Raw genomic sequence first — 16,035 nt, 5'->3', positions numbered from 1 at the left:
CGGAGCATCAGAGGGCGATCTCGGTCGCGGTGCGCTGCGAGGTGAGCGAACCGAGGGTGTGCAGCACGGTCTCCGGCGTCGGGTCCACGACCTCGGCGACCAGTCGACCGTCCGCGAGGAAGAGCACCCGGTGCGCGTAGGAGGCAGCGGTGGGGTCGTGGGTGACCATCACCACCGACTGTCCGAGGTCCTCCACCGAGCGACGCAGGAAGCCGAGCACCTCACCGGAGGAGGTGGAATCCAGGTTGCCGGTCGGCTCGTCGGCGAAGACCACGGCGGGGCGGGTGACCAGAGCGCGGGCGCACGCGACCCGCTGCTGCTGACCACCGGAGAGCTGCCCCGGCTTGTGCGACAACCGGTCGGACAGACCCACCGCCTCGACCACCTGCGCGAGCAGGTCCTTGTCCACCGGTCGGCGGGCGATGTCCAGCGGCAGCGTGATGTTCTCCAGCGCCGTCAGGGTCGGCACCAGGTTGAACGCCTGGAACACGAAGCCGAGCCGGGTGCGCCGCAGCTTGGTCAGCTCGCGCTCCCGCATCCGGGACACCGGTTCGCCGTCGACGATCACCTCACCGGCGTCCACTCGGTCCAGGCCCGCCATGCAGTGCATCAGGGTCGACTTGCCCGAACCGCTCGGTCCCATGATCGCGGTCATCCGCCCGCGCTCGAAGTCGACGTCCACGCCGTCGAGGGCGCGCACGGCGGCCTCACCGGCACCGTAGGTCTTCACCAAGCCGCGCGCTGTCGCGATCGCCTCTGTCGTGGTCATCAACGTCTCTCTCTCACCGGGTGGAGCAGGTCACACCGACGCTACTCAGCCGCCTCCCAGCCAGCCCATCAGGGAACCCCCCGAGTCGACCCCGAGAGCACCCTGGTACTTCGCTGACCTGCGACGTCACGCTCGTCGCGCCTCCGCTCCGACCCGGACCTACCCTGAAGCCGGGGTCTGACGATGACGTGGTCCTGGCTGCTCCTGACGCTCGTCCCGCTGACGGTGGCCAGCGGTCTGCTCGGCGTGCGCCGACACCGGCGACGGACCGACCGCGCTCGGGCTCGATTTCCCGACCCGTTCGATGCGCTGCTGGTGCAGACCCGGCTGTCAATCGTCGCCGACCACCTGCGCCGGTTGGAGGACGATCCGCGCGCCTGGGCCCGGGCCGAGCGGATCATCGCGGGTCAGCTCGCCTACGACGCCCTGTTGGCCGAGGCGTGCCGTCTCGCGGGGGTGGAGGTGCTGCCCCGGGCGAAGGGTGATCCGTGGGAGCGGCTGCGGGAGGAGGTCGAACTGACGGCCCGCGGCTGGACCTGGTGAGCTCATCCGGCCACCACCGTCAGCATCGACGACCCGTCCGCACGGCGCCGCACCGCGATCCGCTCCGCGATGGCCGACTTCATCGCCTCGACGTGCGAGACCAGGCCGACCACTCGGCCGCCCGCCCGTAGGTGGCCCAGTTCGGTGAGCACCGCGTCCAGGGTGTGCGGGTCCAGGCTGCCGAAGCCCTCGTCGATGAACAGCGTGCCCAGTTCGATGCCGCCCGCCTCCGCCGTCACCACGTCGGCCAGGCCCAGAGCCAGGCAGAGTGAGACGTAGAAGGTCTCGCCCCCGGAGAGCGTCTTGGGGTTGCGGGCATCTCCGCTCTGGTGGTCGATCACCTTCAGCGCCAGGCCCAGTCGTCGACTGCGCGACTCGCGTTCCTCGGAGCTGACCAGCTCGAACCGCCCGTCGGACATCTGCCGCAACCGGTCGTTCGCCGCTGCCACCACGTCCTCGAACCGGCGCTGCAACACGTAGGTGCCGAGGGACAGCCCCTGCTCGCCCTGGCCGGACGCGAGCCGGGCGACCCGGGTGATCGGCGCAGCCTCCCGCAGCAGATCGCCGGCCCGGGCGGCCGCCTGCACCACCTGGGTCTGCGCGGCGAGGCACTGCTCGGCCCGACGACGATCCGCTGCGGCCCGACCGGTCGCGGCGTCGGCGAGCTGCCGGTGCTCGGCGGCCTCGGCCCGGGCGGCGGCGAGTCGGTCCCGATCGGCGGCCAGGCTCACCGTGCCGACGTCGAGGTCGGCCAGCTCGGGGTCCGCGAGCCCGGTGGCCACCCGGTCGACGGCTGTCTGCCGTGCCCGGACGGTCGCCTCCAACGTGGCAAGTGCCCCGGCGCCGAGCTGCCCTGCCCGCGCGCGCTCCACGGCGGCTGTCAGGTGGTCGTCGGTGTCGCTGTCGGTGAGGAAGCCGTGTTCCACCAGCGCCGCCGCCGCCCGGTCCTGCCAGTCGCGGGCGCTGTCGTCGGCGGCGCGCACCCGGGCCCGCGCGTCCAGCACCGCGTCGGCCGCCTCCGCCCGCGCTCGTTCGACGCTCTGCCGTGCCGCCACGGTCGGGTGGCCGGCACGGGCTGCCGCCACCTCCGCGCGGTCCCGATCCAGCTCACGTGCCGCGTGATCGACCGCCTGCTCCGCCGCACGGGCCGCCTCCACAGCCGCCGCGCGCCGGTCGTCCAGCGCCTGGGTGGCGCGGTCGTGCTCCCGCACCCGCTCGGCGCATGCCTCCTGGTCCGTCCGGGCCGACCGAGCCTCGTCCAGCGCCAGCCCCGCCGCGGTCACCTCCTGCTCGGCGTCGGCGAGCTGCCGGCCCCCGGTGCGCTCCGCCACCGCCTCCGCGCGACTGACCAGGGCGCTGAGTGTCGCCTCGACCTCCCGCAGCCGGAGCTCCGCGTCGATCCGCGCCTGCTCGGCCACCTGGACCTGCTCGGGGGTGACGTGCCCGTCGGTCAGCTCCCGGGGCTGCGGATGCTCGACCGACCCGCACACCGGACACGGCTCACCGGGCTCCAGCGCACCCGCCAGTTCGCCCGAGATCCCACGCAGCCGGGCCTCCCGCAGCGCGGACTCCCGTTCCGCGGCACCGAGCGCGTCCCGGGCCGCGGCGGAGCGATCCGCCTCAACCTGTCCTCGCTCGGCGTCGATCCGGGCCGCCTCCCGCACCGCGTCCAGCACCGCGGACGCCGCCTGCCAGGCGTGTTCTCGCAATCCGACCGTGTGCGCGAGCTCGGTCAGTCGCGCCAGCTCGGCGACCAGCAGCTGCCGTTCCTCCGGCCGGGCCGCGAGCAGCAGGTCGAGTTCGGTGACCGTGGCCCGGCAGGTCACCAGCTCCGTGTGCAGGCCGTCCAACGTCACGGCGCGACGGTCCAGCCCGGACTCCAGGTCGACCGCCCGGGTCAGGGTCGCCACCGTCTCGCGTGCCCGGTCACGCCAGGCGAGCACCTCGTCGGCGGCGGACGGCAGCTCATCCGGTGCCCGGTCCAGCACCGCGTCACGGTCCTTGAGCGCGGCGGCCAGCCGTTCGCGCGCTTCGTCCCATCCGGTGAGCAGCGGTGCCACCGCCGCTGACCGCTGTGCGAGGCTCAACCGTTCCCGGTCCTGGGCCGCCTGGTCCGCCAGACCGTCCAGCAGCTCGCGTTCGGCGATCAGCGCCGACCATCGTTCCACCCGCCGGACCCGCTCGGCCGCCGCCTCAGCGCGCTCGCCGGACCGCTGAGCACGCGCACCCGCCCGGACTGCCTCCGCCGCGGCCTCGTCGGCACACGCCTCGACCTCGGCGACCCACTCGACCACCCGGTCGACCGCGGCGGACACGTCGGTGTCGACCAACTCGCGCAGGGCCGTCGCCGCCTCGGCCTCGGTCCCGGCGGCACCGGTGAAGCGGTCGACAGCGCCTTGCACCGCCTGTCGACCCGACTCGACGGCGCGCTGTGCGATCTTGCGCTCCTCGTCCAGCCGGTGCTCGAGCCGGTCGTAGACCTCGGTGCCGAAGATCCGCTGCAACAGGACACGTCGGTGCTCCGGCTCGGCCCGCAGGAACCCGGCGAACTCGCCCTGTGGCAGCACCATCGTCTGCACGAACTGGGTGCGGTCCAGCCCGATGATCGCGGTCAGCTCGGCGCCGGCCTCGTCCAGTCGGGTCGAGACGATCTCCCCCACCGGCTCCAGCTCGGGGTCGTCCGGCACCGCGGTCAGCCGCCAGAGCTTGACGGTGCTGTTCTGCCGCACGGTGCCGGAACCGCGCTTCTTCGCCCGGTCGTAGGCCGGGGTGCGACGCACCCGGTAGACCCCGTGCGCGGTCTCGAAGCACAGGTCCACGACCGATTCGGTGTCCTCCGACGCGAAGGCGCTGCGCAGTCGGTCCTCACTCGCCGAGGCCGCGGCCACCTTGCCGTACAGCGCGAAGACCACAGCGTCGATCAGCGTCGACTTCCCGGCGCCGGTCGGCCCCTCCAGCAGGAACAGCCCACCCGCCGACAGCGCGGCGAAGTCCACCGTGTACCGCTCGGCGAACGGGCCGATCGCCTGCAGGGTGAGGGAGTGCAGCCGCATCAGGCGCTCCGATCCGCGGCGACGACCTGCTCGTACGCGGCGCGGAGCACCGCCGCCTCCGCCTCGGTCGGCGGGGTACCGCCCACGTGGGTGAGGAAGTCCGCCACCACGTCCAGCGGATCACGGCCCGGCCCCACCTCCGCGCTCCGCCGGGTCAGGGCGGTGACGGGCGGCTGGTACTGGATCACGAGGGCATGCGGGAACCGGGCCTTGACCCGCCGGTACAGATCCTCCGGTCGGGCCGGATCGGTGATGGTCACGCGCAACCAGTCGTCGTCGTGGCCCTCCGTCGCCAGCACGCCGTCCAGCGTTCCGGTCAGATCGGTCATGCGGCGGGGCACCGGCGTCGGCAGCAGGTGGATGCGGGCGGGACCGGATGCGTCCAGGTCCACCAGGGTGAGCGACTTGGTGTGCCGCGCCTCGGAGAAGGAGTAGGCGAGCGGAGACCCGGAGTACCGGATGTGCTCGGCGATCCGCTGCGGCCCGTGCAGATGACCGAGCGCCACGTAGTCGATGCCGTCGAACGTCCCAGCCGGTGCGTGGTCGACTCCGCCCACCCGGATGTCCCGCTCGGATTCGCTCGCCTCACCGCCGACCACGAAGGCGTGCGCCAGCACCACCGACCGCACGCCCTCGCGTCCGGCCAGATCGGCCCGCACCCGCTCCATCGCGGCAGCCAGCACCGCCGCGTGTGACCGGGCCAGCACCTCGCCGTCCGCCGCCAGGGTGTGCCGGGCGACATCCGGGTCGAGGTAGGGCAGGCCGTAGACGGCCAGCCGCTCGCCCTCGGCCCCGGTCAGCAGCACGGGCCGGTCGATCCGGTGCTGATCGGCCAGGATGCGGACCCGGTCGGCGAGCAGATCGGCACCGAAGCCCAGCCGCACCGCCGAGTCGTGGTTGCCCGGGGTGAGGATCACCGTGGTCAGCTCCGCCAGCCGCCGCAGCGTGCCGGACAGCAGCTCCACCGACTCGACCGGTGGGATCGCGCGGTCGTAGACGTCCCCCGCGATCAGCACCGCGTCGATCCGCTCCTGCGCGACCACCTGGATGAGGTGCTCGCAGAACGCCGCCTGGTGCGCCGTCAGGTCCACCCCGTGCAGGGTGCGCCCGAGGTGCCAGTCGGAGGTGTGCAAGAGCTGCATGCCCCGAAGTTAGCGGTCGGCACCGACACCATCGATGCGCCGCACCCTGGCCTGGGGACCAGTCGCGCGCCGGCTCACTGTGGACAGTCGAAGACGCCGCACTCGTCAGGGAGCGGGGACCACCGACATCGCACCGGAGACGACACCGGACCGCAGCTCCGGGGTGGCCACGGTGTTCTCCAGCTCGAACTCCCGATCCATCCCGATCAGGGCCAACCGGTCGACGACCTGCCGCTCGGGGTCACGCAGGGTCACGTGCAGTCCGGTCTCGGCCGCCGCCAGGTGCAGTTGCAGCAGGAAGGCGAGACCGGAGGAGTCGATGAAGCTCAGACCACTCGCGTCCACCAGGATCGGCTGATCGGCGACCAGCGCCTGCGCCATCGACGTGCTCGCATCCGCCCGCAGCGCCCCGTCCACTTCGCCCCACAAGCGGACCAGCGTGCACCCCTTCGAAGTGCTCACGTCGATCCCACCGACACGGGTGGGGTCGTCATTCGGGTCCATCGGTCCTCGGCTCTTTCGGAAGGTGCGGCCGGAGGATCATGCCCCCGACACGGTCGAGCCGCATCCGCTGGCCCTGCCGCCCCGGAGACCCAGGCGGCCGCCGTTGACACACCCAGCCAAACGCGTCCGACCGCGCGAACGTTCCCCGCTCGCCAAACCAATCGTTGACCTGCACATGAACATCACGAGCGCTGAGGGAGAGCCACACGGTCGATCACCGACGCTACTCATCTGTAGTCCAGGCCTACTCAACCTCAGGATCGGTGACCCTCAATCGCGCCCGGTCGGCACTCAACTTCGCCCGTTCCCCCACCGTGCGGCGAGGCCGCCTGTCAGGGTCGTCGTGACGCCACATCACGGGCGTGACCGACCGGAGGAAGAACTGTGCGCACCCATCTGACCAGCCGACTCACCGCTGTCACCCTCGCTGGAGCCCTGCTGACCGGCGGATTCGTCGCCCTCGCGCCAGCGGCAACCGCGGACTCGCGATGCAGCACCGCGAGCCACACCCACGGGGCGTTGTGGTGGAAGCGGACCGACAACTTCCTCGGGCGACGAGCGTCCATGACGCCCGGCAAGACCGAGTACCAGCACACCAACTCCAACCCGGTGAACTGTTGAGAGTCCCGATCCGCCGAGCATCGCTCTTCGTGGTGGCCCTGTCGATCTGCACGGGCTGCGGCACCGGGCCGGAACCCCACGCCGATCAACCGACGCCGTCGGAGACGCCCTGGGTGATGGATGAGGCGTTGCGACTCTGTTCGTCCGAGAAGCTCGGCCGGGAGCTCACCCAGGCCTGGGTCGATGCCGATCTGGCCGCCGAACCGCCACGCGACGCAGCGGACGAATGGGAGAGCCAGCGGTGGATGCGCGCCTATGGCCAGTGCGTCTTCGAGGCCGGCGGACCCGAGATCGACATGTCCGACGAGGCATGGCAGATGCACTACCGGATGGCGTACGCCCTTGACGAGCACGACAACCCGGTGATGGATGACCCGCTCGCCCCCTGGCCCGGCACGGACGGAGCAACCGAATGACCCGCCCCCTGCTGCCCGTCGCAGCCGCCATGGCCGCCGCACTGCTGCTCACCGCATGCGGCGCCGAGGACGACATCGCCGCCGACCCCACCCCCACACCGACGACCTACACCGCCAGCCCACTCGGCGACGCCGTCCCGCTGCTCTCGCTCGGCGAGGCGGCACAGGCCGAGATCGATCGTGAAGCCGCCCGGCTGATCGCTGTCTGCCTGAAGGAGCAGGGCTTCGACTACGAGCTGCCCTACGTCGCCGACGAGCCGGTGGTGGACGCCGAGACCGACCCGAGGGATTGGGCGGCCCAGTACGGCTATGGCCTGAGCACGCTGACCGTAGTCGAACCCTCGGAGGCGACCAGCCACCGGTCAGCGGCCGAACAGACCGCGTACGACCAGGCGTTGTACGGCACCGGCTCCGAAGAGGGCAGTTACGACTGGGAGCAGGAGGGCTGCCTCGGCTCGGCGTATCACCAGGCGACGCAGGGCGCCGACGAGGTGATGCGGGATGAGCGGTTCACCGCGCTGTTCGCAGCGGTCGAATCGGCTCAGGCCGAGGTCGACGGGTCGGATGCCGTCCTGGCACTCCAGGCCGAGTGGGCCGATTGCATGGCGGATGCGCAGTTCCCCGAGCTGGCCTCACCGGCAGCTGCCCGCGCGTCGATCCAGACGCAACTGACCGACACGGTGGATCTGACCGCATTGCGCACCCAGGAGGTCGCGCTGGCGGTGGCCGACCTCGACTGCCGAGCGTCGACCTCGTACGACCACCGCTACGACCAGGAACTGTGGGCGGCACAGGCGGTCGTCGCCGACGATTTCGCGGACGAGATCGCTGCGCTCACGGCGGGATGACTGGCGCGGCGACCAGACGGGCGGATGACCGACCTGGTCGGACCGTCAGTGCTCGGGTTCCGGCTCCGTCACATCCGCGACCGTCGCACCGAGCACCCGGATCATGTCGTCGGCGTCCAGGGTGGCGCCGACCCCGTGCGCCCCACCGCCGATCGACACCGTCCGACCGGGCACCGTGGCGTCGGCGATCACCGGCCAGGCGGTCAACGAGCCGAACGGGGTGATGGTCCCGCGCTCGTACCCGGTGACCTCCTTGGCAGTGGCGGCGTCCGGCATGGACATCCGCTTCACGCCCAGCAGTTCGCGGAGCTTGGGCCAGGAGATCGCCCGGCCGCCGGGCACCAGGACGAACAGGTAGTCGTCCTCGCCCCGGCGCACGACCAGGGTCTTGACGATGTCCTCCGGTCGCACGCCCCGGGCCGCCGCCGCCTCGGCCAGCGAACCGACCGGGCCGTGCCGGGTGATGGTGTAGGCGATCCCCGACTCGGCCAGTGCCTGCGCTGCGCGCTCCTCGCTCATGCGCCCAGGGTAGGCACCGCCCGCAGCCGCCCGTCGACCACCTCGATCTGATCGCCGTGCCACCGGCGACGCAGCCACCGGTCGTGCGAGGCGACCACCACCGCACCGGGCGTCGTGCGCAGCGCCTCCCCGAGTTCGTCCGCGAGCGCCAGGGAGATGTGGTTGGTCGGTTCGTCGAGCAGCAGCACGTCCGGGGTCTGCGCCACCAGCAGTGCCAGCACCACCCGGCGGCGCTGCCCCACCGACAGGTCACGCAGCGGCCGATCCAGGTCACGCGGCGCCACCAGGCCGAGTTCCTGCAACGGCACCGCAGCGGTGAGGCGCTCCGTGACCAGGTCGTAGACGGCGCGCGGGGTGCGGTCGTCGGTGGCGAGCCCGACGTCCTGTTCCAGCAGCGCGACCGTGACCCCCTTCGCCCGCCAGGCGGTGCCGGTGGCCGGGGCCAGATCACCGACCAGCAGGTGCAGCAGGGTGGACTTGCCGGACCCGTTCGGCCCGGTGACCAGCAGCGCCGTGTCGGGGTGCACGTCCAGCGCTGGCACACTGATCCGGCCCGGCACCACCGCGTCCCGCACCGAGATCAGCGTGCCGTCGTGCTGCACCCGGCCGGTCAGCGCGGAGGCGAACCGCAACTCCCGGGGTGGGCGGCGCACCTGCTCGCGTTCCAGCTCGTCGAGCCGGCGCTGGGCGTTGCGCACCCGGCGCCCGGCCTGCTGCTGCACCGAGTCGCCGTGGATGCCGTAGGACATCTTGTTCCGGTCCTTCATCGGGCGACCGTGCACCACCTGGCGAGCCTTGCCGTCGGGGGCCACGGCCGCACGCAACGCCGCCAGTTCCTCCCGTTCGGCCAACCACCGCTGCTGCCACTGCTCCCGGGCGATCCGCTTGGCCGCCCGGAAATCGGTGTACGTCCCGCCGATCACCCGTGGCCCGTCGAGTCCCGGATCGAGATCCAGGATCTCGGTGACCACCTCGTCCAGGAACACCCGGTCGTGACTGGCCAGCACCACCGCTCCCGGCAGTTCGGCCAGCGCCGCCGCCAGGAAGTCCGCCGCGTCATCGTCCAGATGGTTCGTCGGCTCGTCCAGCAACACCGCGCGGGGTCGCCGGACCAGCACCGCCGCGAGCGCCAACCGGGACCGCTGCCCGCCGGACATCGCACCCGACCGTCGACCCGGTTCCAGGTCCCCCAGCCCCAGACCCGCCAGCACTCGCTGTGCTCGGGCATCGGCATCCCACACCTCGGCCGCCTCCGCGTGGGCGAGCGCCTGGTCGTACCGGGTCGCCGCTTCCGGCGTGCCATCCGCGAGGGCCTCCGCGGCCGATTCGAGTGCGGCGGCGATGCCACGCACCTCCGCGAGCGCGTCACCGATCACCTCGGCGATCGTCGCCTCGGCACCGAACGGCGGCTCCTGCGCCAGATAGGCGAGGTCGGCGGGCCGGGCGACGTCGCCGGTGTCCGGTTCCTCGACCCCGGCCAGCAGCCGCAGCAGGGTGGACTTGCCGATGCCGTTCTCCCCGACCAGGCCGAGCCGGTGCCCCGGATCGACGGCGAAGGACAGGTCGGTCAGCACCCGGCGGTCGCCGTAGGCGCGGGACAGCCCGGAGGCGCGGAGAACGGGTGCGGTCGCGGAAGAAGGCTGAGACATGGGATCACCACCGGCTGCCGACCCGCACACAGGGGGTCGGCGAGAGTCAGGACAGGGACTCGGGGCCGGTCAGTTCCACATGGGGACGACGGTAGGGCCGGGATCGCGGCGGTGTCGAGGTCATTTTCGCGCCCGACTCCGCTGACGGCCTCCAGGAGACGGATGCACCTACGACGAGCTGGGAGCGTGGTCCCGGACCTGGAGCCCGGAGAGCTCCGGGACGCCCCAGTGGTCACCGTCTCGCGGCACCTGGAGGACCGCGACGATCGTGCGATCGTCCATCGGCAGCGGCCCCATGATGCGCGGGGTGACCGGCCGATCGGGGGCGGTCGCCTCCCACACGAGCGGCACACCGTTGTCGGCCAGCGCTTCCTCGTCGATGACCGCGAGGACCAGCGGCTCCGATGCGTCGCGGTAGACGTCGGCCAACACATCCGCCACGCCCTGCCGGGTCGTGGCGTGGATGTACCCGAGCGTCTCGTACAGCGTGTTGCGGGTGGCGACGTCGTACTCCCCGAACCGCTGGCAGGCCTCCCAGTCATCGCTGAACGCCACGTGCAGCACCCTGCTTCCACCCACCGACTTCTCCTTCACCCAAAAATGAAACTGCACCGTATCATTACGCTCGTGACAGACGACGCCACCGACAACGCCGCCCACGACGCCGCGACGACACGTCCACGCCGCCCCGGCCGCCCCCGCCGCGACGAGCGGGAGGCTCGCCACAACGCACTGCTCGATGCGGCGGTGCGGCTGTTCGCCGCCCGGGGGTACGCCTCGACGACCATCGACGCCGTGGCCGTCGAGGCGGGCGTGAGCAAGCGGACCATCTACGCCCACTTCACCGACAAGGCCGGGCTCTTCGCCGCGGCGATCGACCGCCTGCACGCCCACGAGGTCGAGCGCGCCGGCGGCGACGAGGACCTCGAGACGGTGGCGACTCAGATCGTTCACACGCTGCACGGTGACGACGCCGTGACCCTGCACGGTCTGGTGGTGGCCGAAGCCCGTCAGTTCCCTGAACTGGCAGCGACGTTCTACGCCCGCGGACCGCAGAGCTCGATCACCGCCTTGGCGAGAGTTCTGACCGCCGACGGCCTGCCCGACGCCGAGCTTCGCGCCGAGGCCCTGTACAGCCTGCTCCTGGGCGAACCGCACCGCCGTCGGCTGCTGGGGCTGGCACCGGCTCCTTCGATGTCCGAGGCACGTGAGCACGCGGCCGCCGCCCTACGCCTCCTTGTGGGCTGAACACCCCAGCGGTGACATCAACCGCGACGGCGACAAGGCGGTCATCGGCCTCAGCTGACACTCGGCGTCCGGAACCGACCGATGGCGTACCGGGCTGCGGTGGGGCTTGAGCATGCTCAGGCCCGTGCCGGTCGGGAGCGAGGCCGGAACGCTTCCGCCGCGCGCGAATCCGTTCGCGTGCGGTGCGCGGCAGCGGTGACAATGGGATGTCGTGACCCCCGCCGATCCCACTCCGTCGACCGCCGCCCCCGGTGGTCCCATCGGCGACCTCTCGACACCGGGCGTCGCCCCCGGCTCCGCGAACGACGCCCAGCCGGATTCGGCTGGCAGTGGCCGGCAGGGCCGTCGGCGTCGTGGTGGTCGCTCCCGCGGGGGCCAGAACGCGCGCGGCGCAGCTGACGGCTCCACCCGCGCGACCGGGCGAGGGGACGACGAGCGCACTCGATCCGGACGGCCGAGCACCCGCCGCGACCGTTCCGACTCCACCGCGCCCGGGGCCCGCGGCGCCGAAGCCCGCACCCGCCGCATGACCGCCCTGGCCGACGCCCGTCGCGCCGTCGCCGTACCGCCGATCGTCTACCCCGAGCAGCTCCCGGTCTCCGCGCGCCGGTCCGAGATCGCCGACGCCATCCGCGACCATCAGGTCGTCATCGTCGCCGGTGAGACCGGCTCGGGGAAGACCACCCAGCTGCCCAAGATCGTGCTGGAGCTCGGCCGGGGCCGGGACGGGCAGATCGGGCACACCCAGCCGCGCCGGATCGCGGCCCGCACGGTGGCGGAGCGGATCGCCGACGAGCTGGGCACCAGCATCGGCGAGCTGGTCGGCTACCAGGTCCGGTTCACCGACGAGTCCTCGGAACGCACGCTGGTCAAGGTGATGACCGACGGCATCCTGCTGGCCCAGATCCAGCGCGACCCGGAGCTGCGCGCCTATGACACGCTGATCATCGACGAGGCGCACGAGCGGTCGCTGAACATCGACTTCATTCTCGGGTACCTCGCTCGGCTGCTGCCGCGGCGACCGGATCTGAAGCTGATCATCACCTCGGCGACCATCGACTCGGCCCGGTTCGCGGAGCACTTCGCCGATGCGTCGGGCGAGCCGGCGCCGGTGGTCGAGGTGACGGGGCGGACCTACCCGGTCGAGGTGCGCTACCGCCCGCTGTCCCCCGACGACCCGAGCGACGACCCGGACGAGCGGCCCACCGCCAAGGGCCCGGCCCGGCCGCCGCGTGAGGACCGGGACCTGATGACCGGCATCTGCGAGGCGGTGGACGAGCTCGCCGCCGAGGGACCGGGCGACGTGCTGGTCTTCCTGTCCGGTGAGCGGGAGATCCGGGACGCCGAGGACGCGCTGCGCAGCCACCTGGGTGCTCGGGCCACCGACCTGCGGCGACCCGATGCCGTCGAGCTGATGCCGCTCTACGGCCGGTTGTCGGCGGCGGAGCAGCACCGGGTGTTCCAGGCGCACAGCACCCGGCGCGTGGTGCTCGCCACCAACGTCGCCGAGACCTCGCTGACGGTGCCGGGCATCCGGTACGTGGTGGACCCGGGCACCGCGCGCATCTCGCGCTACTCCAAGGCCACCAAGGTCCAGCGGCTGCCGATCGAGCCGATCTCCCAGGCGTCGGCCAACCAGCGTTCCGGCCGGTGCGGGCGCGTGGCCGACGGCATCGCGATCCGGTTGTACTCCGAGGACGACTTCGAGTCCCGGCCCCGGTTCACCGAGCCGGAGATCCTGCGCACCTCGCTGGCGTCGGTGATCCTGCAGATGGTCGCGGTCGGGGTCGCCGCCGGACCGGAGGATGTCGCACAGTTCCCGTTCGTCGATCCGCCGGACGTGCGGGCGGTGCGCGACGGCGTGCAACTGCTGACCGAGCTGAACGCACTGGAATCGACGGCCCGCGGCACGCGGCTGACCGACACCGGCCGGGCGCTGGCCCAGTTGCCGATGGACCCGCGGCTGGCCCGGATGATCGTCGAGGGCGGTCGTCGCAACGTCGCCCGCGAGGTGATGATCATCGCCGCCGCGCTGTCGATCCAGGACCCCCGGGAACGACCGGTGGAGTTCCGGCCGCAGGCGGATGCGATGCACGGGCGGTTCGCCGACCCCAGCTCGGACTTCCTGTCGTACCTGAACCTGTGGCAGTACGTCCGGGACGCCCAGCGGGAACTCTCCAGTTCCGCGTTCCGACGGCTGTGCAAGGCCGAGCACCTGAACTTCCTCCGGCTGCGCGAGTGGCAGGACGTGGTCACCCAGCTCAAGGAGCTCGCCAAGCCGCTGGGCATCACCCTGGCCCCGCCGCGCCGGTCCGACCGGGACGCCGACACCCTCACAGGGCCCGCATCCGCTCGTGGGGACCTGGCCAAGGGGTCGCTGCGCCTGGACTGGGACGGCGACCGGATCCATGTCGCCCTGCTCGCCGGGCTGCTGTCCCAGCTCGGGATGCAGGAGATCACCGAAGTGCGCAGCACCGGTGCCCGCAAGGACACCCGCCCGGACCGGAACCGTCCGCGCAACGAGTACCTGGGTGCCCGCGGCGCCCGGTTCGCGATCTTCCCCGGGTCGGCGCTGGCCAAGAAGCCACCGGCCTGGGTGATGGCCGGCGAACTGGTCGAGACCTCGCGGTTGTGGGGCCGGGACGTGGCACGCATCCAACCGGAGTGGGCCGAGGACCTGGCGTCGCACCTGGTCAAGCGGTCGTACTCCGAGCCGTCCTGGTCCAGCAAGCAGGGCGCGGCGATGGCCGTGGAGCGGGTGACCCTGTACGGCATCCCGATCGTGACCGGTCGGCGCGTGCTGTTCAGCAAGGTCGACCCGGAGCAGGCCCGCGAGCTGTTCATCCGGCACGCCCTGGTCGAGGGCGACTGGACCACCCACCACGCGTTCTTCGCCGAGAACCGGCGGCTGCTCCGAGAGGCCGAGGACCTGGAGGCCCGGTCGCGGCGACGCGGTCTGGTGATCGACGACGACGCGCTCTTCGACTTCTACGACGAGCGCATCCCGGATTCGGTGGTCTCCGCGCGGCACTTCGACCAGTGGTGGAAGACCGCCCGCCGCGACCGACCCGAGTTGCTGACCTTCACCCGGGAGCTCCTGGTCGCCGAGGATGCCGGAGTCGACGAGTCGGACTTCCCGTCCAGCTGGCCGCAGGGCGACCTGTCGCTGCCGCTGACCTACCAGTTCCAGCCCGGCGCCGACGCCGACGGCATCACCGTGCACGTCCCGCTGGTCGCGCTCGCCCGGGCGCAGCCCGACGGCTTCGACTGGCTGGTGCCCGGCCTGCGCGAGGAGCTCGCCACCGCGACGATCCGCGCGCTGCCGAAGCCGGTCCGGGTGCAGCTGGTGCCCGCGCCCGATGTCGCCCGGGACGTGGTCGCCTGGATCGACGGGCACAGCGCCTCCTGGGAGGACACCGTGCGGGCCGGGGACGCCGCACCGTCCTTCCGCACCAGCTTCCGCCAGGCGGTGCGGGCGCTGCGGGACGTCGTCGTGCCCGAGGACGCCTTCGACGACGACCGGCTGCCCAGCCACCTGCGCGTCACCTTCCGGGTGGAGGACGACCGGGGACGGGTGGTCGACGAGGGCAAGGACCTCGCCGTGCTGCAGCGACGACTCGCCGCCCGCACCCAGGACGCGGTGTCGACCGCCGTGCGCAGCGCTGTGCGTTCGGCGATGGCGGATGCGGTGGGTGCGCCGGATCAGCGGCCCGCATCGGGCCGACCGGGCAACCGCCGACCGACGACGCCGACCGCCCCCAGCGCGAACCTGCCGGTGGTCCCCGGTGTCACCGACACCGACCTGACCACCTGGCCGGCTGGGCTGCCCGACGGCGCGCTGCCCGAGCGGGTCGAGGCCCAGGCGGCCGAGGGCCTCACCGTGCGCGGCTACCCGGCACTGGTCGAGCAGCCCGCCGGCAGCGTCCGGGTCCAGGTGCTCGCCGACGCCGGAGAACAGGCCGCCGCGCACCGCCGTGGCCTGCGACGGCTCCTGGTCCTCGACATCGGGCTGGCGGCCGGGCGGATCACCTCCCGCTGGACCGGGCAGCAGGCACTGGCACTCGCCGCCAGCCCATACCCGAACACCGACGCCCTGGTCACCGACATCCAGCTCGCCGCCGCCGACCACCTGCTGGACGACCACCTCGCCGGGCGACCGGCCACGACGATCCACACCGCCGACAGCTACGCGGCACTGCGGTCATTCGTCCGCGACCGACTCGAGGACACCGTGCACACCCTCGTCGGCACCCTGGTCCAGGTGCTCACCGCCGCCCGCGAGCTCGACACCGCGATCCGCGGCACCCGGTCCCTCGCCCTGCTCGGCACCGTCCAGGACGTCAAAGACCAGCTCGCCGACCTGGTGCACCCCGGGTTCGTCAGCGAGGTCGGCGCCACCCGGCTGCCCCATCTGCCGCGCTACCTGCGCGCCGCCACGGTGCGACTGGACAAGGCCGGCGACAACCCGTCCCGTGACGAGCAGCTCGCCTGGCAGGTGCACGACCTGGAGCAGCTGCTCGGCCAGACCCGCGCCCGGGTCACCTCCCGCACCCCGGTGCCCGCCGACCTCGCCGCGCTGGACGAGGTGCGGTGGCTGATCCAGGAGCTGCGGGTGTCGCTGTTCGCCCAGCAGGTGGGGACGCCGGTGCCGGTGAGCGACAAGCGGGTGCGCAAGGCGCTGGCAGGAATCGGCTGATCCCCCAAACCGCCGAAAGCGCTGTAA

13 protein-coding genes are annotated in these 16,035 nt (G+C 72.3%); 6 read left to right on the top strand and 7 right to left on the bottom strand.

The window, feature by feature from the left end; all coding sequences use genetic code 11:
• Positions 1-7 precede the first annotated feature (7 nt).
• Positions 8-769 carry an ABC transporter ATP-binding protein gene (locus HGK68_RS00625; protein ID WP_169164223.1) on the bottom strand — a complete coding sequence of 254 codons (762 nt, stop codon included), beginning with the start codon at positions 767-769 and terminating at the stop codon, positions 8-10.
• A 183-nt stretch (positions 770-952) separates the two neighbouring features.
• Between HGK68_RS00625 and HGK68_RS00620 the strand changes: the two genes are divergently transcribed.
• Positions 953-1,312, top strand: coding sequence for a hypothetical protein (locus HGK68_RS00620; RefSeq protein ID WP_169164222.1), 360 nt, complete (start codon positions 953-955; stop codon positions 1,310-1,312).
• 2 nt (positions 1,313-1,314) lie between these two features.
• On the opposite strand, the gene HGK68_RS00615 is transcribed toward HGK68_RS00620, so the two are convergent.
• The 3 genes from HGK68_RS00615 to HGK68_RS00605 all read right to left on the bottom strand — a co-directional run bounded on the left by HGK68_RS00615 (position 1,315) and on the right by HGK68_RS00605 (position 5,969).
• Complete coding sequence (locus tag HGK68_RS00615; RefSeq protein ID WP_169164221.1) at positions 1,315-4,365, bottom strand: AAA family ATPase; 3,051 nt, start codon at positions 4,363-4,365, stop codon at positions 1,315-1,317.
• Entirely contained in the window at positions 4,365-5,507 is a 1,143-nt protein-coding gene (locus tag HGK68_RS00610) for an exonuclease SbcCD subunit D (RefSeq protein WP_169164220.1), read from the bottom strand. The genes HGK68_RS00615 and HGK68_RS00610 overlap by 1 nt, the downstream gene beginning before the upstream one ends.
• A gap of 105 nt (positions 5,508-5,612) precedes the next feature.
• A complete protein-coding gene (locus HGK68_RS00605; protein WP_246260463.1) occupies positions 5,613-5,969 on the bottom strand; it encodes an STAS domain-containing protein in 357 nt (118 codons plus the stop codon).
• Positions 5,970-6,395: 426 nt separating this feature from the next.
• Here HGK68_RS00605 and HGK68_RS00600 point away from each other — a divergent pair, with 426 nt between their 5' ends.
• From HGK68_RS00600 to HGK68_RS00590, 3 genes are read left to right on the top strand one after another with little or no spacing between them, the layout of a single operon-like run.
• On the top strand, positions 6,396-6,632 hold the full coding sequence (locus tag HGK68_RS00600) for a hypothetical protein (protein WP_169164218.1): 237 nt from the start codon (positions 6,396-6,398) through the stop codon (positions 6,630-6,632).
• Between the two features lie 29 nt (positions 6,633-6,661).
• Positions 6,662-7,048 (top strand): hypothetical protein, encoded by a 387-nt coding sequence (locus HGK68_RS00595; protein ID WP_169164217.1) that lies wholly within the window; start codon positions 6,662-6,664, stop codon positions 7,046-7,048.
• Positions 7,045-7,896, top strand: a complete 852-nt coding sequence (locus HGK68_RS00590) for a hypothetical protein (RefSeq protein WP_169164216.1) — start codon at positions 7,045-7,047, stop codon at positions 7,894-7,896. Before HGK68_RS00595 ends, HGK68_RS00590 begins: the two co-directional genes overlap by 4 nt.
• A gap of 45 nt (positions 7,897-7,941) precedes the next feature.
• Here the strand turns inward: HGK68_RS00590 and HGK68_RS00585 are convergent, their stop codons facing one another.
• The 3 genes from HGK68_RS00585 to HGK68_RS00575 form a co-directional block, all read right to left on the bottom strand.
• Positions 7,942-8,415 carry an aminoacyl-tRNA deacylase gene (locus HGK68_RS00585; RefSeq protein ID WP_169164215.1) on the bottom strand — a complete coding sequence of 158 codons (474 nt, stop codon included), beginning with the start codon at positions 8,413-8,415 and terminating at the stop codon, positions 7,942-7,944.
• Positions 8,412-10,064, bottom strand: coding sequence for an ABC-F family ATP-binding cassette domain-containing protein (locus HGK68_RS00580; RefSeq protein ID WP_169164214.1), 1,653 nt, complete (start codon positions 10,062-10,064; stop codon positions 8,412-8,414). The genes HGK68_RS00585 and HGK68_RS00580 overlap by 4 nt, the downstream gene beginning before the upstream one ends.
• Before the next feature lie 168 nt (positions 10,065-10,232).
• Positions 10,233-10,658 (bottom strand): DUF952 domain-containing protein, encoded by a 426-nt coding sequence (locus tag HGK68_RS00575; RefSeq protein WP_206155775.1) that lies wholly within the window; start codon positions 10,656-10,658, stop codon positions 10,233-10,235.
• A gap of 33 nt (positions 10,659-10,691) precedes the next feature.
• Here HGK68_RS00575 and HGK68_RS00570 point away from each other — a divergent pair, with 33 nt between their 5' ends.
• Together HGK68_RS00570 and hrpA are read left to right on the top strand one after the other, a co-directional pair.
• Positions 10,692-11,312, top strand: coding sequence for a TetR/AcrR family transcriptional regulator (locus HGK68_RS00570; RefSeq protein ID WP_246260461.1), 621 nt, complete (start codon positions 10,692-10,694; stop codon positions 11,310-11,312).
• A 526-nt stretch (positions 11,313-11,838) separates the two neighbouring features.
• On the top strand, positions 11,839-16,008 hold the full coding sequence (hrpA, locus tag HGK68_RS00565) for an ATP-dependent RNA helicase HrpA (protein ID WP_169164212.1): 4,170 nt from the start codon (positions 11,839-11,841) through the stop codon (positions 16,006-16,008).
• Positions 16,009-16,035: the final 27 nt, after the last annotated feature.

The sequence above is a fragment of the Cellulomonas taurus genome, assembly GCF_012931845.1.
Lineage (GTDB): Bacteria > Actinomycetota > Actinomycetes > Actinomycetales > Cellulomonadaceae > Cellulomonas > Cellulomonas taurus.
This window is presented reverse-complemented; position numbering and strand designations above follow the sequence as displayed.

Bases quoted from the DNA above. Each gene is read 5' to 3' on its own strand.
- HGK68_RS00615 (WP_169164221.1), bottom strand. From the start codon at position 4,365: ATGCGGCTGCACTCCCTCACCCTGCAGGCGATCGGCCCGTTCGCCGAG.
- HGK68_RS00590 (WP_169164216.1), top strand. From the start codon at position 7,045: ATGACCCGCCCCCTGCTGCCCGTCGCAGCCGCCATGGCCGCCGCACTG.
- HGK68_RS00585 (WP_169164215.1), bottom strand. From the start codon at position 8,415: ATGAGCGAGGAGCGCGCAGCGCAGGCACTGGCCGAGTCGGGGATCGCC.
- HGK68_RS00625 (WP_169164223.1), bottom strand. From the start codon at position 769: ATGACCACGACAGAGGCGATCGCGACAGCGCGCGGCTTGGTGAAGACC.
- HGK68_RS00620 (WP_169164222.1), top strand. From the start codon at position 953: ATGACGTGGTCCTGGCTGCTCCTGACGCTCGTCCCGCTGACGGTGGCC.
- HGK68_RS00610 (WP_169164220.1), bottom strand. From the start codon at position 5,507: ATGCAGCTCTTGCACACCTCCGACTGGCACCTCGGGCGCACCCTGCAC.
- HGK68_RS00580 (WP_169164214.1), bottom strand. From the start codon at position 10,064: ATGTCTCAGCCTTCTTCCGCGACCGCACCCGTTCTCCGCGCCTCCGGG.
- hrpA (WP_169164212.1), top strand. From the start codon at position 11,839: ATGACCGCCCTGGCCGACGCCCGTCGCGCCGTCGCCGTACCGCCGATC.